This window comes from Devosia sp. P2_G7 (assembly GCF_056403495.1).
The window spans coordinates 418361-432763 of record NZ_JBFUFI010000002.1; the positions used below are offsets into that span (position 1 = coordinate 418361).

Consider the following 14403-nt stretch of genomic DNA (forward strand, 5'->3'; position numbering starts at 1 on the left):
TTATTGCGCTATATGGGACCGGCAAATCGGGGGAACAAGCGACGATGGCGAGCGCGATTGGCCGCGAGATCGGGACGGTTTTCGTGCCCGTGCGCGATATCGAAGCAGCGCGGGACTGGTATCGCGAGCTGCTCGGGCTTGCACCGGGCGGTGAGATTCTGTTCGGGCACCTTCACGTCGTACCGATGCAGGCCGGCAGCGGCCTGGTGCTCGACAGCAAGGGCTTTGCCGGTCCGCATGACAAGAAGCCGGCCTTCCATTTCAATACCAGCGACATACATGCCGCACATGCCGAAGCGGTGGCGTCTGGCGCGCCTGAGGTCGGTCCGGTGACGGACGGGGTGTTCTTCACCTTCAAGGACCCCGACGGAAATCTGTTGATGGTGGCCGACGTGCCGCCTGCACCAAGGAGCTAGCAAATGCGTGATGCAATCAGCGAAGGCTACAAGACGGCGCTCAAGGCCGGCGACAAGCGGCGTACGGCGACGCTGCGCGCGGTCAATGCCGCGATAAAGGACAAGGACATCGAGGCGCGTGGGCAGGGCAAGGGTCCGCTCGGCGAGCCGGAAGTCATCGTGCTGCTGCAGAAGATGGTGAAGCAGCGCGAGGAATCGCTCGGCATCTACGAGAAGGCCGGGCGCGACGACCTAGCCGTGGTGGAGCGCGAGGAGATCGCGATCCTCAACGAGTTCCTGCCGCAGGGGTTGAGCGAGGCCGAGATCGAGGCTGCGATCATCGACGCGATCAAGAAGACCGGCGCCGAGGGCGGCAAGGACATGGGCAAGGTGATCGCCTCGCTGAAAGCCGACTACCCGGGCCGGATCGACTTCGGCAAGGCTTCGGCCAAGATCAAGACGGCGCTGGCCAGCTAGGCGGCAACCTCAACGCTGCGCCGCCGCTCCAGCCACCAGGAGAGGCCGGCGGTGCCCGCTGCCAGCAGGCTGGTGACGACGCCGACAGCCGGGATGTCGGCATAGCTGACACCGGCGCTGAGCAGCATGGCGCCGATAAAGGCGCCGCCGGCGATGCCGATGTTGAAGGCGGTGGAGATCAGCGACGAGGCGAGGTTGGGCGCCGAGTGCGCGGCGGCGAGGACACGGGCCTGCAGGGGCGTCGAGAAGGCGAAGCCGAGGATCGAGGTGGCGAGCAGGTTTACCGTCATCCACACCTTGTCGTGCATGGCGAACAGCATGGTGAAGTAGAGCAGCGCCTGCAGCAGCAGCACAGTGAGTAGCGTCGGCATCGGCTTCCAGTCGGTGCCGCGACCGCCCAGAAAGATGCCCAGCACCGAGCCGAGGCCGCCGATCAGCAGGTAGATCGGGACGATGTCGGGGTGGAGGCCGGTGATGTTGAGCATGATCGGCACCTGGAAGGTGCCGAAGGCAAGAGCCCCGATCATCACGAGCGCGATGGTGAGGTAGGAGAGCCAGACCTCCTGGTGGCGCAGTTCGCGCAGCTGCTCGCGGAACGTCGCGTGCCGTTCCCCGGCTTGCCGCGTATAGGGCAACTTCAGGAACAGCACGATCGCCGCGATGGCGCCGAGCGCGGCGACAGCGAGGAACGGCACGCGCCAGCCGAAATGCAGGCCGATGGCGCTGCCGCCGGGCAGCCCCAGCAGGTTGGCGACGGTGATGCCGCTAATGAACAGCGAGAAGGCCGCGCCCCGGCGCTCCGGCGGCACCAGCGCGGTGACCACCACGTTGCCGGCGCCGAAGAACACGCCATGGGCGCAGGCGGAGAGCAACCGGGCCACCAACAGCAGCCCGTAATCGGGTGCCATGGCGCAGAGCAGCTGGGCGATCGAGAAGACGATCATCAGGCAGATCAGCACGTTGCGCTGCGAGAAGCGCGAGGTGAAGACGGTGATCACCGGCCCACCGATGGCGACGCCGATGGCGTAGGCGCTGACTAGCAGGCCGGCGACGGGGATCGTCACCGCCAGGTCTTCGGCCAGCGGCGGCAAGATGCCCGAGATCACGAACTCGGCCGAGCCGACTGCGAACGCAGCCAGCGCCAAGGCGTAGATGGCGATCGGCATGGCAATCCTCAAAATATCCGCTGGGTTCAGACCACGCCGGGTGACCGGACGCAAGCTTTGGATGAGCATCCGGTGCCAAAGCCCGACTGAGCACTTGGCGAAGGCGCAAAAACAGCTAACCTCCAATTTGGCAACAACATTGGAGGCGGACCGATGGCCGTATCAAGTGACACCAAGAAGAGATGGGCGTGGATCACCGGGCTACGCGGCCTGCTGATGTTGCTAGCGGGGCTCTATGCGGTGTTTTTCCCAGGGCCCGCCCTGCAGGTACTTGTGATTGCCGGCGGTGCACTATTGCTCATCGACGGGGTGCTGGGGCTGTGGAGCCTGACCTTCGGAGGCGCCAAGACCGGCAACTTCTGGTTCGACGTGGTGCGCAACGTGCTGGCCATCATCACTGGTGTGCTGATCCTGCTGTCGCCGTTCCTTGCGACGCTGCTGACGGCAACGTTCCTGGTCTATCTCGTCGCTTTCCAGTCGATCTTCGTCGGCGTCATGGAGATTTGGGTAATCATCCGCGAGCGCGAGCAATATGCGCGCATCTGGCCGGTGCTACTGTCCGGAGCGCTGTACGTGCTGTTCGGCATCGCGCTGCTGTTCTGGCCGGTGTTCAGCGCGCTGGTATTCGTGACGCTGGCGGGCATCCTCGCCATCATCTTCGCCTTCGGCCTGTTCGGTCTGGCATGGCGGATGAACAAATCGGCGAATGCGACCAACAGCAACCCTGTGTGATCTCGAGGAGGACAGAATGGCAGCCGAAAGCACCTTACCCTGGCCGAGCATTTTCGCAGGCGTCCGCGGCGTCCTGATGCTGGCGGGCGGACTGTTCGCATTGTTCTCGCCGCAACTGGCGCTCGCGACGCTGGTGTGGGTGGGCGGCGTCATCGTCATCATCGACGGGGTGCTCGGCATCTGGGGCCTGCTGTTCGGCGGCCGCACCAGCACGCGCCTCGGCGTGGCGATCGCGCGGCACATCCTCGCGATCCTCGCCGGCATCCTGATCGTGGCGTTCCCGGTGATCGCCTCGGCGATCGGCATCTCGACCCTGGTGATCATGGTGGGGATCATGATCATCCTTGTCGGAGCGTTCGCTCTCTATGTGACGGTCGCCGGGCGCGAGCTGCTGCGGCAAGGCACGTTCTGGCCGGAAGTGCTGAGCGCCTGCGCCTACCTGCTGTTCGGCGTGCTGCTCCTGGCGATGCCGCTTACCAGTGCGCTGGTGCTGGTCAGTATCGTCGGGGTGCTGATGATCCTTTACGGGCTGTTCCAGCTCTACATCGCCTGGCAACTGCGGGGCATCGACGCCAAGATCGCCTGACGGGATCAGCGAGGGGGATACGGCGTTCCCGTGTCCCGTTCGGTCGCCGCGCGCTCGATCTCGGAGTTGAAGGCAGCTCCGAGGACGAGGATCTGGGCCGAGTTGTAAAGCCAGAGCAGCAGCACGACCGCGGCGGAGACCGAGCCGAAGGTGGCTTCGTAGTGGCCCCAGTTTTCGACGTAGATCGAGAAGATGGCCCCCGCCAGCAGCCACAGCAGCGAAGCAAGGATGGCGCCGGGCCAGATATGGCGGAACTTGCGTGGATGGCGGTCGGGGCCCCACCGGTAGAGCGCCGCGAGGACGAGCACGCTGAGCACGAGCAGGACGGGCCAGCGCAGTGCGAGGGCCACTACTTCCTCGCCTGAGGGCCACGGGATCAGAGCAGGAAGGCCGGCGACCGCCAGCAGGGCGAGGACCACGAAGACGGCGCCGCCGATGCTGAGGCCGATGGCGTAGAGCAGCGACTTGAAGAAGCCGCGCCTGGGCTCCTCGTTGCGGATGCGCGACATGGCATAGAGCAGGGAATCGACCCCGCGTGAGCCGCTCCACAAGGCGAAGGGCACGGTGATCAGAAGCCCGAGGCCGAGAGTAACCGGCGGCTGACTCGCGAGCATCGTCAGTTGCTCTGCAATGATCCCCTGCGCCATCTGCGGGACGACATCGCCGACGGTCTCGATGGTGTCGGCCACCATCTGGCGGTTGGCGACAATGCCGTAAATGAGCGCGACGGTGGCAATCGCCGGGAAGAACGACAGGAAGCCAAAGAAGGCGACCGCGGCACAGCGCGGGGCATTGTCTCGCTCGAGGAAGAACGAATGGAAGGTTGCGACGGCGATCGCTATCCAGCGGTGGAGGAGGCTATCGGAACGGCTCGGAGCGGGGATGTCCATGTACGTGTCCGGCAGGTGACTGTCGAGGAAACGAGCGTCGAAGCCGCGGGTTGCTTTGAGGGCCTGTGCAAAACGACATTGCCGCTGACATTGAGGGAAGCAGCGCTTACTTATCGGCCATGCGCTTTTCCGACGGCTTCCTCGATGAGATCCGGCAGCGCCTGCCGATCTCGCAGGTGGTGGGCGAGCACGTCATCTGGGACAAGCGCAAGAGCCAGCCACAGCGCGGCGATATGTGGGCCTGCTGCCCGTTCCATGGCGAAAAAAGCCCGAGTTTTCATGCCGACGACCGGCGCGGCATCTATCACTGTTTCGGCTGCGGGGTGTCGGGGGATCACTTCCGGTTCCTGACCGAGAAGGCCGGGATGAGCTTTCCCGAGGCGGTGGAAAAGCTCGCCGGGATGGCCGGGGTGCCGATGCCGGCCCGCGACGAGCGCGACGAGGCGCGGCAGGAAAGCCGGCGCACGCTCTACGACGTGATGGAGATCGCCACCCAGTATTTCGAGGCGGCGCTGAGCCACAATATCGGGGCTCGGGCTCGCGGCTATCTCAACGAGCGAGGGGTGAGCGCGGCGGCGCAGACGAAGTTCCGGCTTGGCTATTCACCGGACAGCGCCAACGGGCTGAAGGAGCACCTCGCGGCCAACGGGGTGTCGGCGCAGGAGATGGTGGATGCGGGGCTCGTGGTGGTGCGCGAGGAGTCGCCGATGCCTTACGACCGGTTCCGCAACCGGGTGATGTTCCCGATCACGGACCTCCGTGGCAAGGTCATCGCCTTTGGGGGCCGGGCGATGTCGTCGGATGTGCCGGCCAAGTATCTCAACTCGCCCGAGACCGAACTCTTCAAGAAGCGGATGACGCTCTACAACGGCCAGACGGCTCGGGAGGCGGCGCGGGCTGGCAAGTCGGTAATCGTGGTCGAGGGCTATCTCGACGTGATCGCGGCGGTGACAGCGGGCTTCGAGGGCACGGTGGCGCCGCTCGGTACGGCGCTAACCGAGGAGCATCTGCAGCTGCTGTGGCGGATGAGCGACGAGCCAGTGCTGTGCTTCGACGGCGATGGAGCAGGGCAACGGGCGGCGGCGCGGGCGACCGAGATCGTCTTGCCGCATCTGCAGCCGGGGCGGACGGTGCGGATCGCTACTTTGCCGGAGGGGCAGGATCCGGACGACCTGATCAAGGCCGAGGGACGCGGCGCGTTCGCCGACGTGATCGAACGGGCGCGTTCGCTGTCGGACGTCATCTGGAGCATCGAGACCGGCGGGATCGTGCCTGAGACGCCGGAGGCGCGAGCGGCGCTCGAAGCGCGGCTCAAGGCGCGGGCCAACGCCATCGGCGAGGCGTCGGTGAAGCGGCACTACATGCAGGCGTTCGACGAGAAGCTACAGGCGTTCTTCGCCCCGGTGCGCAACCAGCGCTGGGAGCGGCGGGACAATAACGGCCAGCGCGGTGGTTATGAGCGGCGCAATCCGCGAGCCGGCGGCAACCAGTATGCGGGGCGCGGTAGCCCGCGAGTGGTGGTGTCGGATACGCTGAGGAACTCGCGGCTGCTGAAGCCGGGCAGGGGGCTCGACGCGACGCCGCGCGAGGCGGCAATCCTGCTCACGCTGGTCAACCATCCGGCGCTGGCGGACAGCCGGCTCGAATCACTTGCGTCGCTGGAGCTGTCCTCGCCGCTGTCGCGGAACCTTTTGGGGGCGATGCTCGACCTCGTTACCCGCGATCACGAAATCAGTGCCGAGGCGCTAAATGCTGCTTTGGGGGTGCGCGGGTTCGGCGATGCGATCGAGAAAATGCGGGATTTACTGGCCCGTCAGGGGGTATGGCAGACCGCGGTTGAGATCGCCGATCCGGACGCCGAGATCGGATTAGCTCATGCCCTGGCCTTGCATTACAAATCCGTTGAGCTAAATAAGGCCCTGAAGGCAGCCGAATTGGCGCTGGGCGACGACCCGAGCGAGGAAACATTCGAACGGCTGCGGGACATCCAGAACCAGATCACCACCGTCGATGGCACAGAGGCATTGATCGAAGGGTTTGGTTCGTTATCGGGGCGCGCGACACGGAGCTTTTAGAAAAGCTGCGAGTACGCGCGATTTCGCTTATGGGCGAATCAGTTACCGGTGACGAACAAGTGACGGCATATCGGAAACCGTCGCGCCAGCCGTTCCCTTTACGATGTCTCAAGCCGTGACCACTTAACGACTATCGGCGCCCTCCCGATCGGGCCCCCGGAGCAGCAAGCTAGATGGCCACCAAGGCAGCAACCCAGACCAAACCCAAAGACGCAGAAAAGCCGGAAGTTGCCGGTGCAGCCGGTGGCGAGGCGCCAGATAGCCCGCTGCTCGACCTATCCGATGCCGCCGTAAAGAAGCTGATCAAGACCGCCAAGAAGCGCGGCTACGTCACCTATGAAGAGCTGAACGCCGTTCTGCCCTCGGAGGAGGTCAACTCCGAGCAGATCGAGGACATCATGGCGATGTTCTCGGACATGGGCATTAACGTCGTCGACGAAGACGAGGTCGAAGAGGCCGAGCCCGATACCCCGGAAGAGGAATCGACCGAGCTCGCCGAACGCACCGGCACGGCCGTCGCGTCGAAGTCCAACACCCGCGAAGGCAGCGACCGCACCGATGATCCGGTGCGCATGTACCTGCGCGAAATGGGCTCGGTGGAACTGCTCAGCCGCGAGGGCGAAATCGCCATCGCCAAGCGCATCGAAGCCGGCCGCGAGACGATGATCGAGGGCCTCTGCGAGAGCCCGCTGACCTTCCAGGCCATCATCATCTGGCGCGACCAGCTCGCCAACGCCGAAATCCTGCTGCGCGACATCATCGACCTCGAAGCCACCTATGCAGGCCCCGACGCCAAGCAGGCGGCCCCGGTGATGCCGTCCGAGATCGAGCGCCCGTCCTCCGTCAGGGAAGAGCCGAAGCCGGCTGCCAAGCCCACTCCGCGCGCCCGTTCAGGCGGCGACGACGAGGACGACTACGTTCCCGAGGAGCCGCAGGCGCCGCAGGATCCGGTCGAGGACGAGGACGACGACTTCGAGAACTCGCTGTCGCTTTCGGCGATGGAAGCCGAGCTGAAGCCGCAGGTGGTCGAGACCTTCGATCGCATCGCCGATGCCTATGGCAAGATGCGCAAGATGCAGGACCGGCACACCGAAGATCGCATGGCCGGCAACGCGCCGGCGACCGCCGCCGACCTCAAGAAGCTCGAGGGCCTGCGCTCGGAAGTGATCACCGACGTGAAGTCGCTGTCGCTGAACCAGAGCCGTATCGAGAGCCTCGTCGAGCAGCTTTACGACATCAACAAGCGCCTGGTGCGTCTCGAGGGCCGCCTGCTGCGCCTCGCCGAGAGCTATGGCGTGAAGCGCGAGAGCTTCCTCGAGGCCTATTATGGCAGCGAGCTCGACCAGAACTGGGTGACCACGGTTTCGACGCTGTCGGGCAAGGGCTGGGCGGAATTCGCCAAGCGCGAAGTCGACACGGCGAACGAGTTGCGCGGCGACATCCAGACGCTGGCGACGGAAACCGGCCTCGATATCGCCGAGTACCGCCGGATCGTCCACAAGGTGCAGAAGGGCGAACGCGAAGCCGCCATCGCCAAGAAGGAAATGGTGGAAGCCAACCTTCGCCTAGTGATCTCGATCGCCAAGAAGTACACGAACCGCGGCCTGCAGTTCCTTGATCTTATTCAGGAAGGCAATATCGGCCTGATGAAGGCGGTCGACAAGTTCGAGTACCGTCGCGGCTACAAGTTCTCGACCTATGCGACCTGGTGGATTCGGCAGGCGATCACCCGCTCGATCGCCGACCAGGCCCGCACCATCCGTATTCCGGTGCACATGATCGAGACGATCAACAAGATCGTCCGCACGTCGCGCCAGATGCTGCACGAGATCGGCCGCGAGCCGACCCCCGAGGAACTCAGCGAAAAGCTGCAGATGCCTTTGGACAAGGTTCGCAAGGTCCTGAAGATCGCCAAGGAACCCATCAGCCTCGAGACGCCGATCGGCGACGAGGAGGATTCGAACCTCGGGGATTTCATCCCGGATTCGAACGCCATCCAGCCGATCGACGCAGCCATCCAGTCGAACCTGCGCGAAACCACGACCCGCGTGCTGGCGTCGCTGACGCCCCGCGAAGAGCGTGTCCTTCGCATGCGCTTCGGCATCGGCATGAACACCGACCATACGCTCGAAGAAGTGGGTCAGCAGTTCAGCGTGACGCGCGAACGCATCCGCCAGATCGAGGCCAAGGCGCTGCGCAAGCTCAAGCACCCCAGCCGCAGCCGGAAGCTCCGCAGCTTCCTCGACAACTGAGGAGAGGTCGGCCAAATGTCGTTCTGGAAGAACCTCTTCGGTGGTGGCGGCGGTGGATCGGCGTCGAAGTCGATCGAGCCGGCAGTGGTGGCGGAGGAGGCCTACAAGGGCTTCACCGTCAAGTCGCTGATCATGCCGGTGGGCAGCGAGTATCAGCTCGCCGGGCTGATCGAAAAGGAAGTCGACGGCGAGCTGAAGAGCTACAAGTTCGTGCGCGCCGACCGCTTCTCGTCCAAGGAGGACGTGGTCAGCTTCGCGCTCGCCAAGGGCCGCCAGATCATCGACGAGCAGGGCGAGGGCATCTACCGCCCATAGCCGTGCGAGGCCTGCCTCACGCGACAGAAACCAGCTGACGGCGCCCATTCGGGCGCCGAAGCGTTATCCCCGCGACATCGCCGCGTGCGCAGATTTGCGCAGCCGGCAATGCCGCTCACCAGGAGTTCCAGAAATGGCCAAGAAACCCACCGCCCGGACCGAGTTCGTATTCTTCGACGTGGTCTACGAAGACGGCAGCCAGCGCTCGAACCGCAAGGTAGACGCAAGCCTGCTCGGCGGCCTCGATGGCGACGAAGCGGCGCGCGGCGCCATCATGGAACAGGACCGCCTGATCGCCGAAAAATCCGGCCTGCCGCCCCTGCCGATCAAGACACTGAAGCGCAGCGGGAAGTAGGGCGGCGCTTACGTATCGCCGTCGAAGGGGATGGCTCGGCGCTTCTGCCGGCGAGCTTCGGGGTCGGGCAGGATGTGAGCGGCTAGGCGCAGCGTATAGGACGCCCGGGCGAGAAAATCGCGCCAGCGATAGCCAAGCGTGAGGGGAACGTTGGCCCGATGTCGATCACGATCTGGCTTGAGATCGCTCCTCTCGGCGCTGCCGGGTTTGCCGCCTCGGAAGTGCTCGAGCTGCACGGTCGGGGCGGGGATCACCTGGTACAGGCCCTGTGACGGGATCACCGGACCGCCGCGCGAGAACAGGTAGCGATCCACCGACATCAGCTGTAGCGCAGAATCAGTGAGGCTGCGGCGCACCATCTCTGCGGACAAAACGTAAGCGGCTGCGCCCATGTGAGAAGCAAGCAGCTTGCCCACGGCAAAGCGCCCGGCGACGACACGTACGGTGCGCCCCACCCGTACACTCTCATAAGTTGTCTCAAGCTTCAGGACGTCAGCCCCTAGATTGGCGTTGAACGCCGGGTCGAGGAAGCTCTTGAGGCCCTCGGTCATCACAACGTCGTCCTCGAGGAACAGCGCGTGCGCGTCGCCGGTGTCTACGATCCGCCGCCAGGCCCGCTCGTGGCTCATCACGCAAGCGACCTCGACGCGTGCCATTGCCCAGGGATTGTGGGGGTCACCGTGCGGAGCCATTCGTGCCTCCCCGACCTCGGCCGGCGTCACGGCGTCCACCCGCTCGGCGACTATGCCCAGGCGCTCGAACTGCTCTTCCATGAACTGCCGACGGTCTGGGCGGCTGGCAAGGTTGATGTAGTAGACGGGGATTTGCCCGGCGGGAAAGGTGGTCATTGGATGTCCCTGACACTCGTTGACGGCGGCGGCCGCGCGATCCGTTGCTAGAGCAGCGGCTGGAGATCCTGGGCGACCGGGAGGCGCAGGTGACGCGCTCCCCATAGATCACCGCTCGCGCCGAACGTGGTGAGGATGCGAAGGTGGTGCCCCCAATGCTTGGCCGAGCGCTTCAAGCGAAGGCGGAACGGCATCGGCCCGGTGGGCCGGTGCGGTGGCCGCTGGCCCGTCAGATCGCTTTGAGCGACGCTCCGCTTGCCTTCCGCCGTCTGGTCGAGCTGAATGGCAAGGGCCGGAACGACCTGGAAGATGCGGGCCTCATAGAATAGTCCGCCGGGCCGTCCGAACAGCAGACTATCGACGGACATCGTGTCCAGATCGTCCCGCGCCAGTAGACGTTGCGCTAGCCGGCTGGTGATGACGTAGGCAGCCGTGCCGAGACTGGATGACATCAGTCGGTTCTGCGTCACCCCTGGCACTGCGGTGGCAACCGCACGGCCGACGAGCGCCGCCGTAGCGTGGGTTTCAAGCTGGATGGCGTCTGGAGCATGGTCGAACAGATGAGGATCGCTGAGCACCGTCTTCAGGTCGGCAGACAGCAGCACGTCATCCTCCAGGATGAGGGCTGCTGGAATGTCCCGCTCGACCATCATGCGCCATATCTTTCGGTGGCTGAGGCTGCAGGCGATCTCGCCAGCGTTGAGGGTGACCACCCCTGCTCGGCGGCGCTGTTCCAGTTCCGCAGGAAAATCAGCGGGCGTGACGGCTTCGATGCGCGTGGCGGTAATGCCGCAGGAACTCAACTGGTGTTCCACATGCTGCAGCCGATCCGGCCGAGACGCCATGTTGACGAAGAAAGCTGGAAGCATCTCGTACCTTTCCATTGCTATGGGCGGTCAGGTTCCACCAACGGCGACAAATCAATCAGCGGCGAACGGGCGCCGGCGAACTGCTGGTGCCGTCGCCTACGAACGGAACCTTGATACGACCGCCAAACGCGGCGCCCGGATCGCGAAGTGCCAACCGCAGCAGTCGCGCCGCGTGGTCAAAGTGCACCAGCAAGCGGGCGGCCATGTCTTGCGGGTACCATCGCCTGACGGACGCTGCCCTCGTCAAGTGGATGTCGCTCGCTCCAACATCTGCAGCCGGATCGATGCGGTTCAGCTGGATGCAGGGGCTCGGCCATGCCTGAAGGATGCGGCTGCGCAGCAGATGGGGACCGCCCCGACCAAACAGAAGCCGATCGACGCTGAGTTCGCGGAGCAATGGGGTGTTGAGCGACGTCAGCAGCGCATCGCGGCTGATCAGGTAAGCAGCTGCGCCCATTTGTGAGGAGCAGAGCTCGCGCAGGGTCGTGTTCCCAACCTGCGTGCTCGCGGATCCGAGCTGCACGTTCTTTCGGAACGTTTCCAGCTTGATGATGTCGGCCCCGAGCTGACCAAGCAGTCCCAGGGGAAGGAAGTCGAGGATCGGCGGGGTCAGGACGGCGTCGTCCTCAAAGATCACCGCCTCGCTGTGGCCGGCTTCAATTATGTGGGTCCATGCTCGTTCATGACTGAGGCCACATGCAAGATCGCCGGGGTTGCTCCTCCACAGGCACCTGGGGCTCGCATGAAAGGCCAGCAGATCAGCGGGGACCTCGTCTCTCCGAACGGCCTCGATGCGCTCGGCCTTGATGCCCAGCCGATCGAACTGCTCCTCCATGAACGCCCGGCGGTCCGGGCGAGAGGCCAGGTTGATGTAAAACACCGGGGTTTGCGGCGAGGTCAGCATCGGCGTGACATGCCTCAAGGTGCCAACGCGTGTCCACACATTCCGTACGACTGCGGCAGCGCTATTTGCCTGCCTCAGCGTTCCAGGGCCTGCAGGCGAGTGAGGTCACTGCTCCAACGCCTTGTTCACCGCCGGCTTCACCACCGTGCCGAACAGCTCGATCGCCTTCATCACCTTGGCATGGGGCAGGGTGCCGACGCTCAGTTGGAGGCCGAAGCGGTCGTGCTGGAACCACTCGTGCTGCATCAGGATCTTGTCGATGACCTGCTGCGGGGAGCCCATGAAGTAAGCGCCCGATGGGCTGGCGCCGGCCTCGAACTGGGCGCGGGTGGTCGGGGGCCAGCCGCGTTCGCGGCCGATACGGCTCATGGCCTCGTGGTGAGCGGGGAAAGCCGTGTCGAGGGCATCCTGCGAGTTTTCGGCGATGAAGCCGTGCGAGGAGATGCCGATCGGGAGCTTCTTGACGTCGTGACCAACCTTTTCGGCGGTGCGGCGGTAGAGTTCGGTGAACTGGCGGAACGCCTCTGGGTTGCCGCCAATGATGGCGAGCATCAGCGGCAGGCCGTAATACGCGGCGCGGGCGACCGAGTTGGGAGTGCCGCCGACGGCGACCCAGAGCGGCAGGGGCTCCTGGATCGGCTTGGGATAGATGGCGATGCCGGGGATCGGCTTGGTGTGCTCCGAGCCCTCCCACTGCACCTTGCCGCCCTCGCGGATTTTGATCAGCTCGGCGAGCTTCTCTTCGAACAGCGTGTCGTAGTCGTCGAGCTCGTAGCCGAACAGCGGGAAGCTCTCGATGAACGAGCCGCGGCCGGCCATGATCTCGGCGCGGCCGTTGGACAGAAGGTCCAAGGTGGCGAATTGCTGCCAGACGCGGATCGGATCGTCGGAGCTGAGCACCGTGACGGCGGTTGAGAGCCGGATGCGCTTGGTGACGGCCGCTGCCGCCGCGAGGATAGTGACCGGAGCCGAGGCAACGAAGTCTGGGCGGTGGTGCTCGCCGAGGCCGTAGAAATCGAGGCCAACTTCGTCGGCGAGCTTGATCTCCTCGAGCAGGTCCTTGAGGCGGTCGGCCGGTGATTGCAGATGGCCGCCGTTCAAGGGGTCCGGCGTGTTCTCGGCGAAGGAGTAGAGTCCGATTTCCATGGCGCGATCCTCAGGATGAGCGCCCTAGATGGCCGTGCGCGCTCGCGGGCGCAAGAACGCACAGCCTTGTAACTCAGACGCTGCTGCTGGGCACGTAGGAGGCGGAACTCGCAGTCGTCGGGGCGGCGGGCGGCGTGTGGCCGGCCTGGCGATGGATTTCGGCAACCAGCCCGGGCGGGAGCTTCAGCTTGAAGGCCAGAGCTTCAAGGTAGGTTCGCTCGCTGGCGGTGTCAGGCTGCATGGCGACGAGTGAGGCCGCGTAGATCTCGGAGGCATGCTCGGGGGTGTCGGCGCGGGCAACCACGGCTTCGATATCGAGCGGGCTCGCCAGTTCGTCGAAGACGAAGGCCTTTTCCTCCGCTGACAGCGGCATGGTTTCGAGCCGCTTGAAGATGCGCTCTTTCTCGTCGGAATCGATCTGGCCGTCGGCCTTGGCGGCGGCGATCATGGCGCGCACCAGGGTCTTGCCCAATTCCTCGTTCTGGTAGGCGGCCTGCGGCGGCGGCACGAACGCGTCCTGCGAGGGGGCAGGGGCGCCATCGGCGGGGGCGCCGGCCTGCTGCTGGTTCTTCTGGTATTGCTGCCAGGCGGTGTATGCGAGACCGCCTACGGCCGCGACGGCGCCAAGCTTGGCGGCGTTGCCGACCAACTTACCGAGCCCGCCGCCCGACAACAGCATGCCGGCCGCGAGCCCAGCAGCGCCCGTCATCGCCGAGCGCTGCGTGTTGGGATCTGTCTGCAGGGCCTTGATGATACCGTCGATGTTGAACATGGCTCTCTCCCGGCTTTTTCTGGTTCCCCATGCAGTTAGGTACCGCCTTCCGGCTGCGCAAGGATGACAAGTTCACGCAGGGCGGAAGGTTGCCTTTCTCGCCTCGGTGGTTAGGTTGTGCCGGGCTACGAGGGAGGTCTGGAGGCGATGGCGACTGGTCTCGACGAAATCGATCACAAGCTGCTGGGCCTGCTGCAGGACGATGACCGGGTGCCGGTCGCCGAACTGGGCAAGACGCTGGGCGTCGCACCCTCGACGCTGAACGACCGCATCAGGCGGCTGATCAAGCTGGGGGTGATCAGCGGCTTTCACGCGCGCGTCGACCCCGAGAAGGTGGGGCTCGATCTCCTCGCCTTTGTGTTTGTCGGCTGGAGCGATCCGGCGACGGAGAAGCGCTTCCTTGCGGCGATCGCCAAGGTGCCGGAGGTGCAGGAGGCGCACCACGTCACCGGGTCGTGGAACTACCTGATGAAGGTGCGGCTGAAGACGACCCGCGACCTCGAGGGTTTCTTCGCCCAGGTGCTGAAGGAAGTGCCGGGCGTGCAGCGGACCGAGACGCTGATCGTATTGTCGTCGCCAAAGGAAACGAACCGGGTCGAGGCACCGCAGACACCGGTGTGA

At 64.7% G+C, this 14403-nt stretch carries 16 protein-coding genes; 9 read left to right on the top strand and 7 right to left on the bottom strand.

Features of this window, described 5'->3' with window-relative positions:
* Positions 1-44: 44 nt before the first annotated feature.
* Both AC1DWU_RS05315 and AC1DWU_RS05320 read left to right on the top strand, forming a co-directional pair.
* Complete coding sequence (locus tag AC1DWU_RS05315; protein WP_477148922.1) at positions 45-416, top strand: VOC family protein; 372 nt, start codon at positions 45-47, stop codon at positions 414-416.
* Between the two features lie 3 nt (positions 417-419).
* Entirely contained in the window at positions 420-872 is a 453-nt protein-coding gene (locus tag AC1DWU_RS05320; protein ID WP_477148923.1) for a GatB/YqeY domain-containing protein, read from the top strand.
* Here AC1DWU_RS05320 and AC1DWU_RS05325 read toward each other — a convergent pair.
* Positions 869-2038, bottom strand: a complete 1170-nt coding sequence (locus AC1DWU_RS05325; RefSeq protein WP_477148924.1) for an MFS transporter — start codon at positions 2036-2038, stop codon at positions 869-871. The two genes, AC1DWU_RS05320 and AC1DWU_RS05325, sit on opposite strands and share 4 nt — an antisense overlap.
* Before the next feature lie 153 nt (positions 2039-2191).
* On the opposite strand from AC1DWU_RS05325, the gene AC1DWU_RS05330 reads away from it, so the two are divergent.
* Both AC1DWU_RS05330 and AC1DWU_RS05335 read left to right on the top strand, forming a co-directional pair.
* Positions 2192-2770, top strand: a complete 579-nt coding sequence (locus AC1DWU_RS05330; RefSeq protein ID WP_477148925.1) for an HdeD family acid-resistance protein — start codon at positions 2192-2194, stop codon at positions 2768-2770.
* Between the two features lie 16 nt (positions 2771-2786).
* Positions 2787-3356 (top strand): HdeD family acid-resistance protein, encoded by a 570-nt coding sequence (locus AC1DWU_RS05335; RefSeq protein WP_477148926.1) that lies wholly within the window; start codon positions 2787-2789, stop codon positions 3354-3356.
* A gap of 5 nt (positions 3357-3361) precedes the next feature.
* Here AC1DWU_RS05335 and AC1DWU_RS05340 read toward each other — a convergent pair whose 3' ends face one another.
* The gene (locus AC1DWU_RS05340; RefSeq protein WP_477148927.1) at positions 3362-4246 is read right to left on the bottom strand and encodes a YihY/virulence factor BrkB family protein; all 885 of its coding nucleotides are present in this window, start codon (positions 4244-4246) and stop codon (positions 3362-3364) included.
* Between the two features lie 119 nt (positions 4247-4365).
* Here AC1DWU_RS05340 and dnaG point away from each other — a divergent pair, with 119 nt between their 5' ends.
* The 4 genes from dnaG (at position 4366) to AC1DWU_RS05360 (ending at position 9243) form a co-directional block, all read left to right on the top strand.
* Complete coding sequence (gene dnaG / locus AC1DWU_RS05345) at positions 4366-6321, top strand: DNA primase (protein ID WP_477148928.1); 1956 nt, start codon at positions 4366-4368, stop codon at positions 6319-6321.
* A 173-nt stretch (positions 6322-6494) separates the two neighbouring features.
* Entirely contained in the window at positions 6495-8573 is a 2079-nt protein-coding gene (rpoD, locus tag AC1DWU_RS05350) for an RNA polymerase sigma factor RpoD (protein WP_477148929.1), read from the top strand.
* Between the two features lie 15 nt (positions 8574-8588).
* Complete coding sequence (locus tag AC1DWU_RS05355; protein ID WP_477148930.1) at positions 8589-8888, top strand: HlyU family transcriptional regulator; 300 nt, start codon at positions 8589-8591, stop codon at positions 8886-8888.
* Between the two features lie 133 nt (positions 8889-9021).
* Entirely contained in the window at positions 9022-9243 is a 222-nt protein-coding gene (locus AC1DWU_RS05360) for a hypothetical protein (protein ID WP_477148931.1), read from the top strand.
* A gap of 8 nt (positions 9244-9251) precedes the next feature.
* Here the strand turns inward: AC1DWU_RS05360 and AC1DWU_RS05365 are convergent, their stop codons facing one another.
* The 5 genes from AC1DWU_RS05365 to AC1DWU_RS05385 all read right to left on the bottom strand — a co-directional run bounded on the left by AC1DWU_RS05365 (position 9252) and on the right by AC1DWU_RS05385 (position 13782).
* Positions 9252-10091 (bottom strand): glycosyltransferase family 25 protein, encoded by an 840-nt coding sequence (locus tag AC1DWU_RS05365; protein ID WP_477148932.1) that lies wholly within the window; start codon positions 10089-10091, stop codon positions 9252-9254.
* A gap of 47 nt (positions 10092-10138) precedes the next feature.
* Positions 10139-10960: a glycosyltransferase family 25 protein gene (locus AC1DWU_RS05370; protein ID WP_477148933.1), complete on the bottom strand. Its 822-nt coding sequence runs from the start codon at positions 10958-10960 to the stop codon at positions 10139-10141.
* Between the two features lie 55 nt (positions 10961-11015).
* Entirely contained in the window at positions 11016-11864 is an 849-nt protein-coding gene (locus AC1DWU_RS05375) for a glycosyltransferase family 25 protein (protein WP_477148934.1), read from the bottom strand.
* A gap of 105 nt (positions 11865-11969) precedes the next feature.
* Positions 11970-13010 carry an LLM class flavin-dependent oxidoreductase gene (locus AC1DWU_RS05380; RefSeq protein ID WP_477148935.1) on the bottom strand — a complete coding sequence of 347 codons (1041 nt, stop codon included), beginning with the start codon at positions 13008-13010 and terminating at the stop codon, positions 11970-11972.
* Positions 13011-13083: 73 nt separating this feature from the next.
* Positions 13084-13782 (bottom strand): tellurite resistance TerB family protein, encoded by a 699-nt coding sequence (locus AC1DWU_RS05385; protein WP_477148936.1) that lies wholly within the window; start codon positions 13780-13782, stop codon positions 13084-13086.
* Positions 13783-13929: 147 nt separating this feature from the next.
* On the opposite strand from AC1DWU_RS05385, the gene AC1DWU_RS05390 reads away from it, so the two are divergent.
* The gene (locus AC1DWU_RS05390; protein WP_477148937.1) at positions 13930-14403 is read left to right on the top strand and encodes an Lrp/AsnC family transcriptional regulator; all 474 of its coding nucleotides are present in this window, start codon (positions 13930-13932) and stop codon (positions 14401-14403) included.

Coding starts and splice junctions, on each gene's coding strand:
- AC1DWU_RS05335 (WP_477148926.1), top strand. CDS start 2,787: ATGGCAGCCGAAAGCACCTTACCCTGGCCGAGCATTTTCGCAGGCGTC.
- AC1DWU_RS05365 (WP_477148932.1), bottom strand. CDS start 10,091: ATGACCACCTTTCCCGCCGGGCAAATCCCCGTCTACTACATCAACCTT.
- AC1DWU_RS05385 (WP_477148936.1), bottom strand. CDS start 13,782: ATGTTCAACATCGACGGTATCATCAAGGCCCTGCAGACAGATCCCAAC.
- AC1DWU_RS05315 (WP_477148922.1), top strand. CDS start 45: ATGGCGAGCGCGATTGGCCGCGAGATCGGGACGGTTTTCGTGCCCGTG.
- AC1DWU_RS05355 (WP_477148930.1), top strand. CDS start 8,589: ATGTCGTTCTGGAAGAACCTCTTCGGTGGTGGCGGCGGTGGATCGGCG.
- AC1DWU_RS05380 (WP_477148935.1), bottom strand. CDS start 13,010: ATGGAAATCGGACTCTACTCCTTCGCCGAGAACACGCCGGACCCCTTG.
- AC1DWU_RS05370 (WP_477148933.1), bottom strand. CDS start 10,960: ATGCTTCCAGCTTTCTTCGTCAACATGGCGTCTCGGCCGGATCGGCTG.
- AC1DWU_RS05320 (WP_477148923.1), top strand. CDS start 420: ATGCGTGATGCAATCAGCGAAGGCTACAAGACGGCGCTCAAGGCCGGC.
- AC1DWU_RS05390 (WP_477148937.1), top strand. CDS start 13,930: ATGGCGACTGGTCTCGACGAAATCGATCACAAGCTGCTGGGCCTGCTG.
- AC1DWU_RS05340 (WP_477148927.1), bottom strand. CDS start 4,246: ATGGACATCCCCGCTCCGAGCCGTTCCGATAGCCTCCTCCACCGCTGG.
- AC1DWU_RS05325 (WP_477148924.1), bottom strand. CDS start 2,038: ATGCCGATCGCCATCTACGCCTTGGCGCTGGCTGCGTTCGCAGTCGGC.
- dnaG (WP_477148928.1), top strand. CDS start 4,366: ATGCGCTTTTCCGACGGCTTCCTCGATGAGATCCGGCAGCGCCTGCCG.
- rpoD (WP_477148929.1), top strand. CDS start 6,495: ATGGCCACCAAGGCAGCAACCCAGACCAAACCCAAAGACGCAGAAAAG.
- AC1DWU_RS05330 (WP_477148925.1), top strand. CDS start 2,192: ATGGCCGTATCAAGTGACACCAAGAAGAGATGGGCGTGGATCACCGGG.
- AC1DWU_RS05375 (WP_477148934.1), bottom strand. CDS start 11,864: ATGCTGACCTCGCCGCAAACCCCGGTGTTTTACATCAACCTGGCCTCT.
- AC1DWU_RS05360 (WP_477148931.1), top strand. CDS start 9,022: ATGGCCAAGAAACCCACCGCCCGGACCGAGTTCGTATTCTTCGACGTG.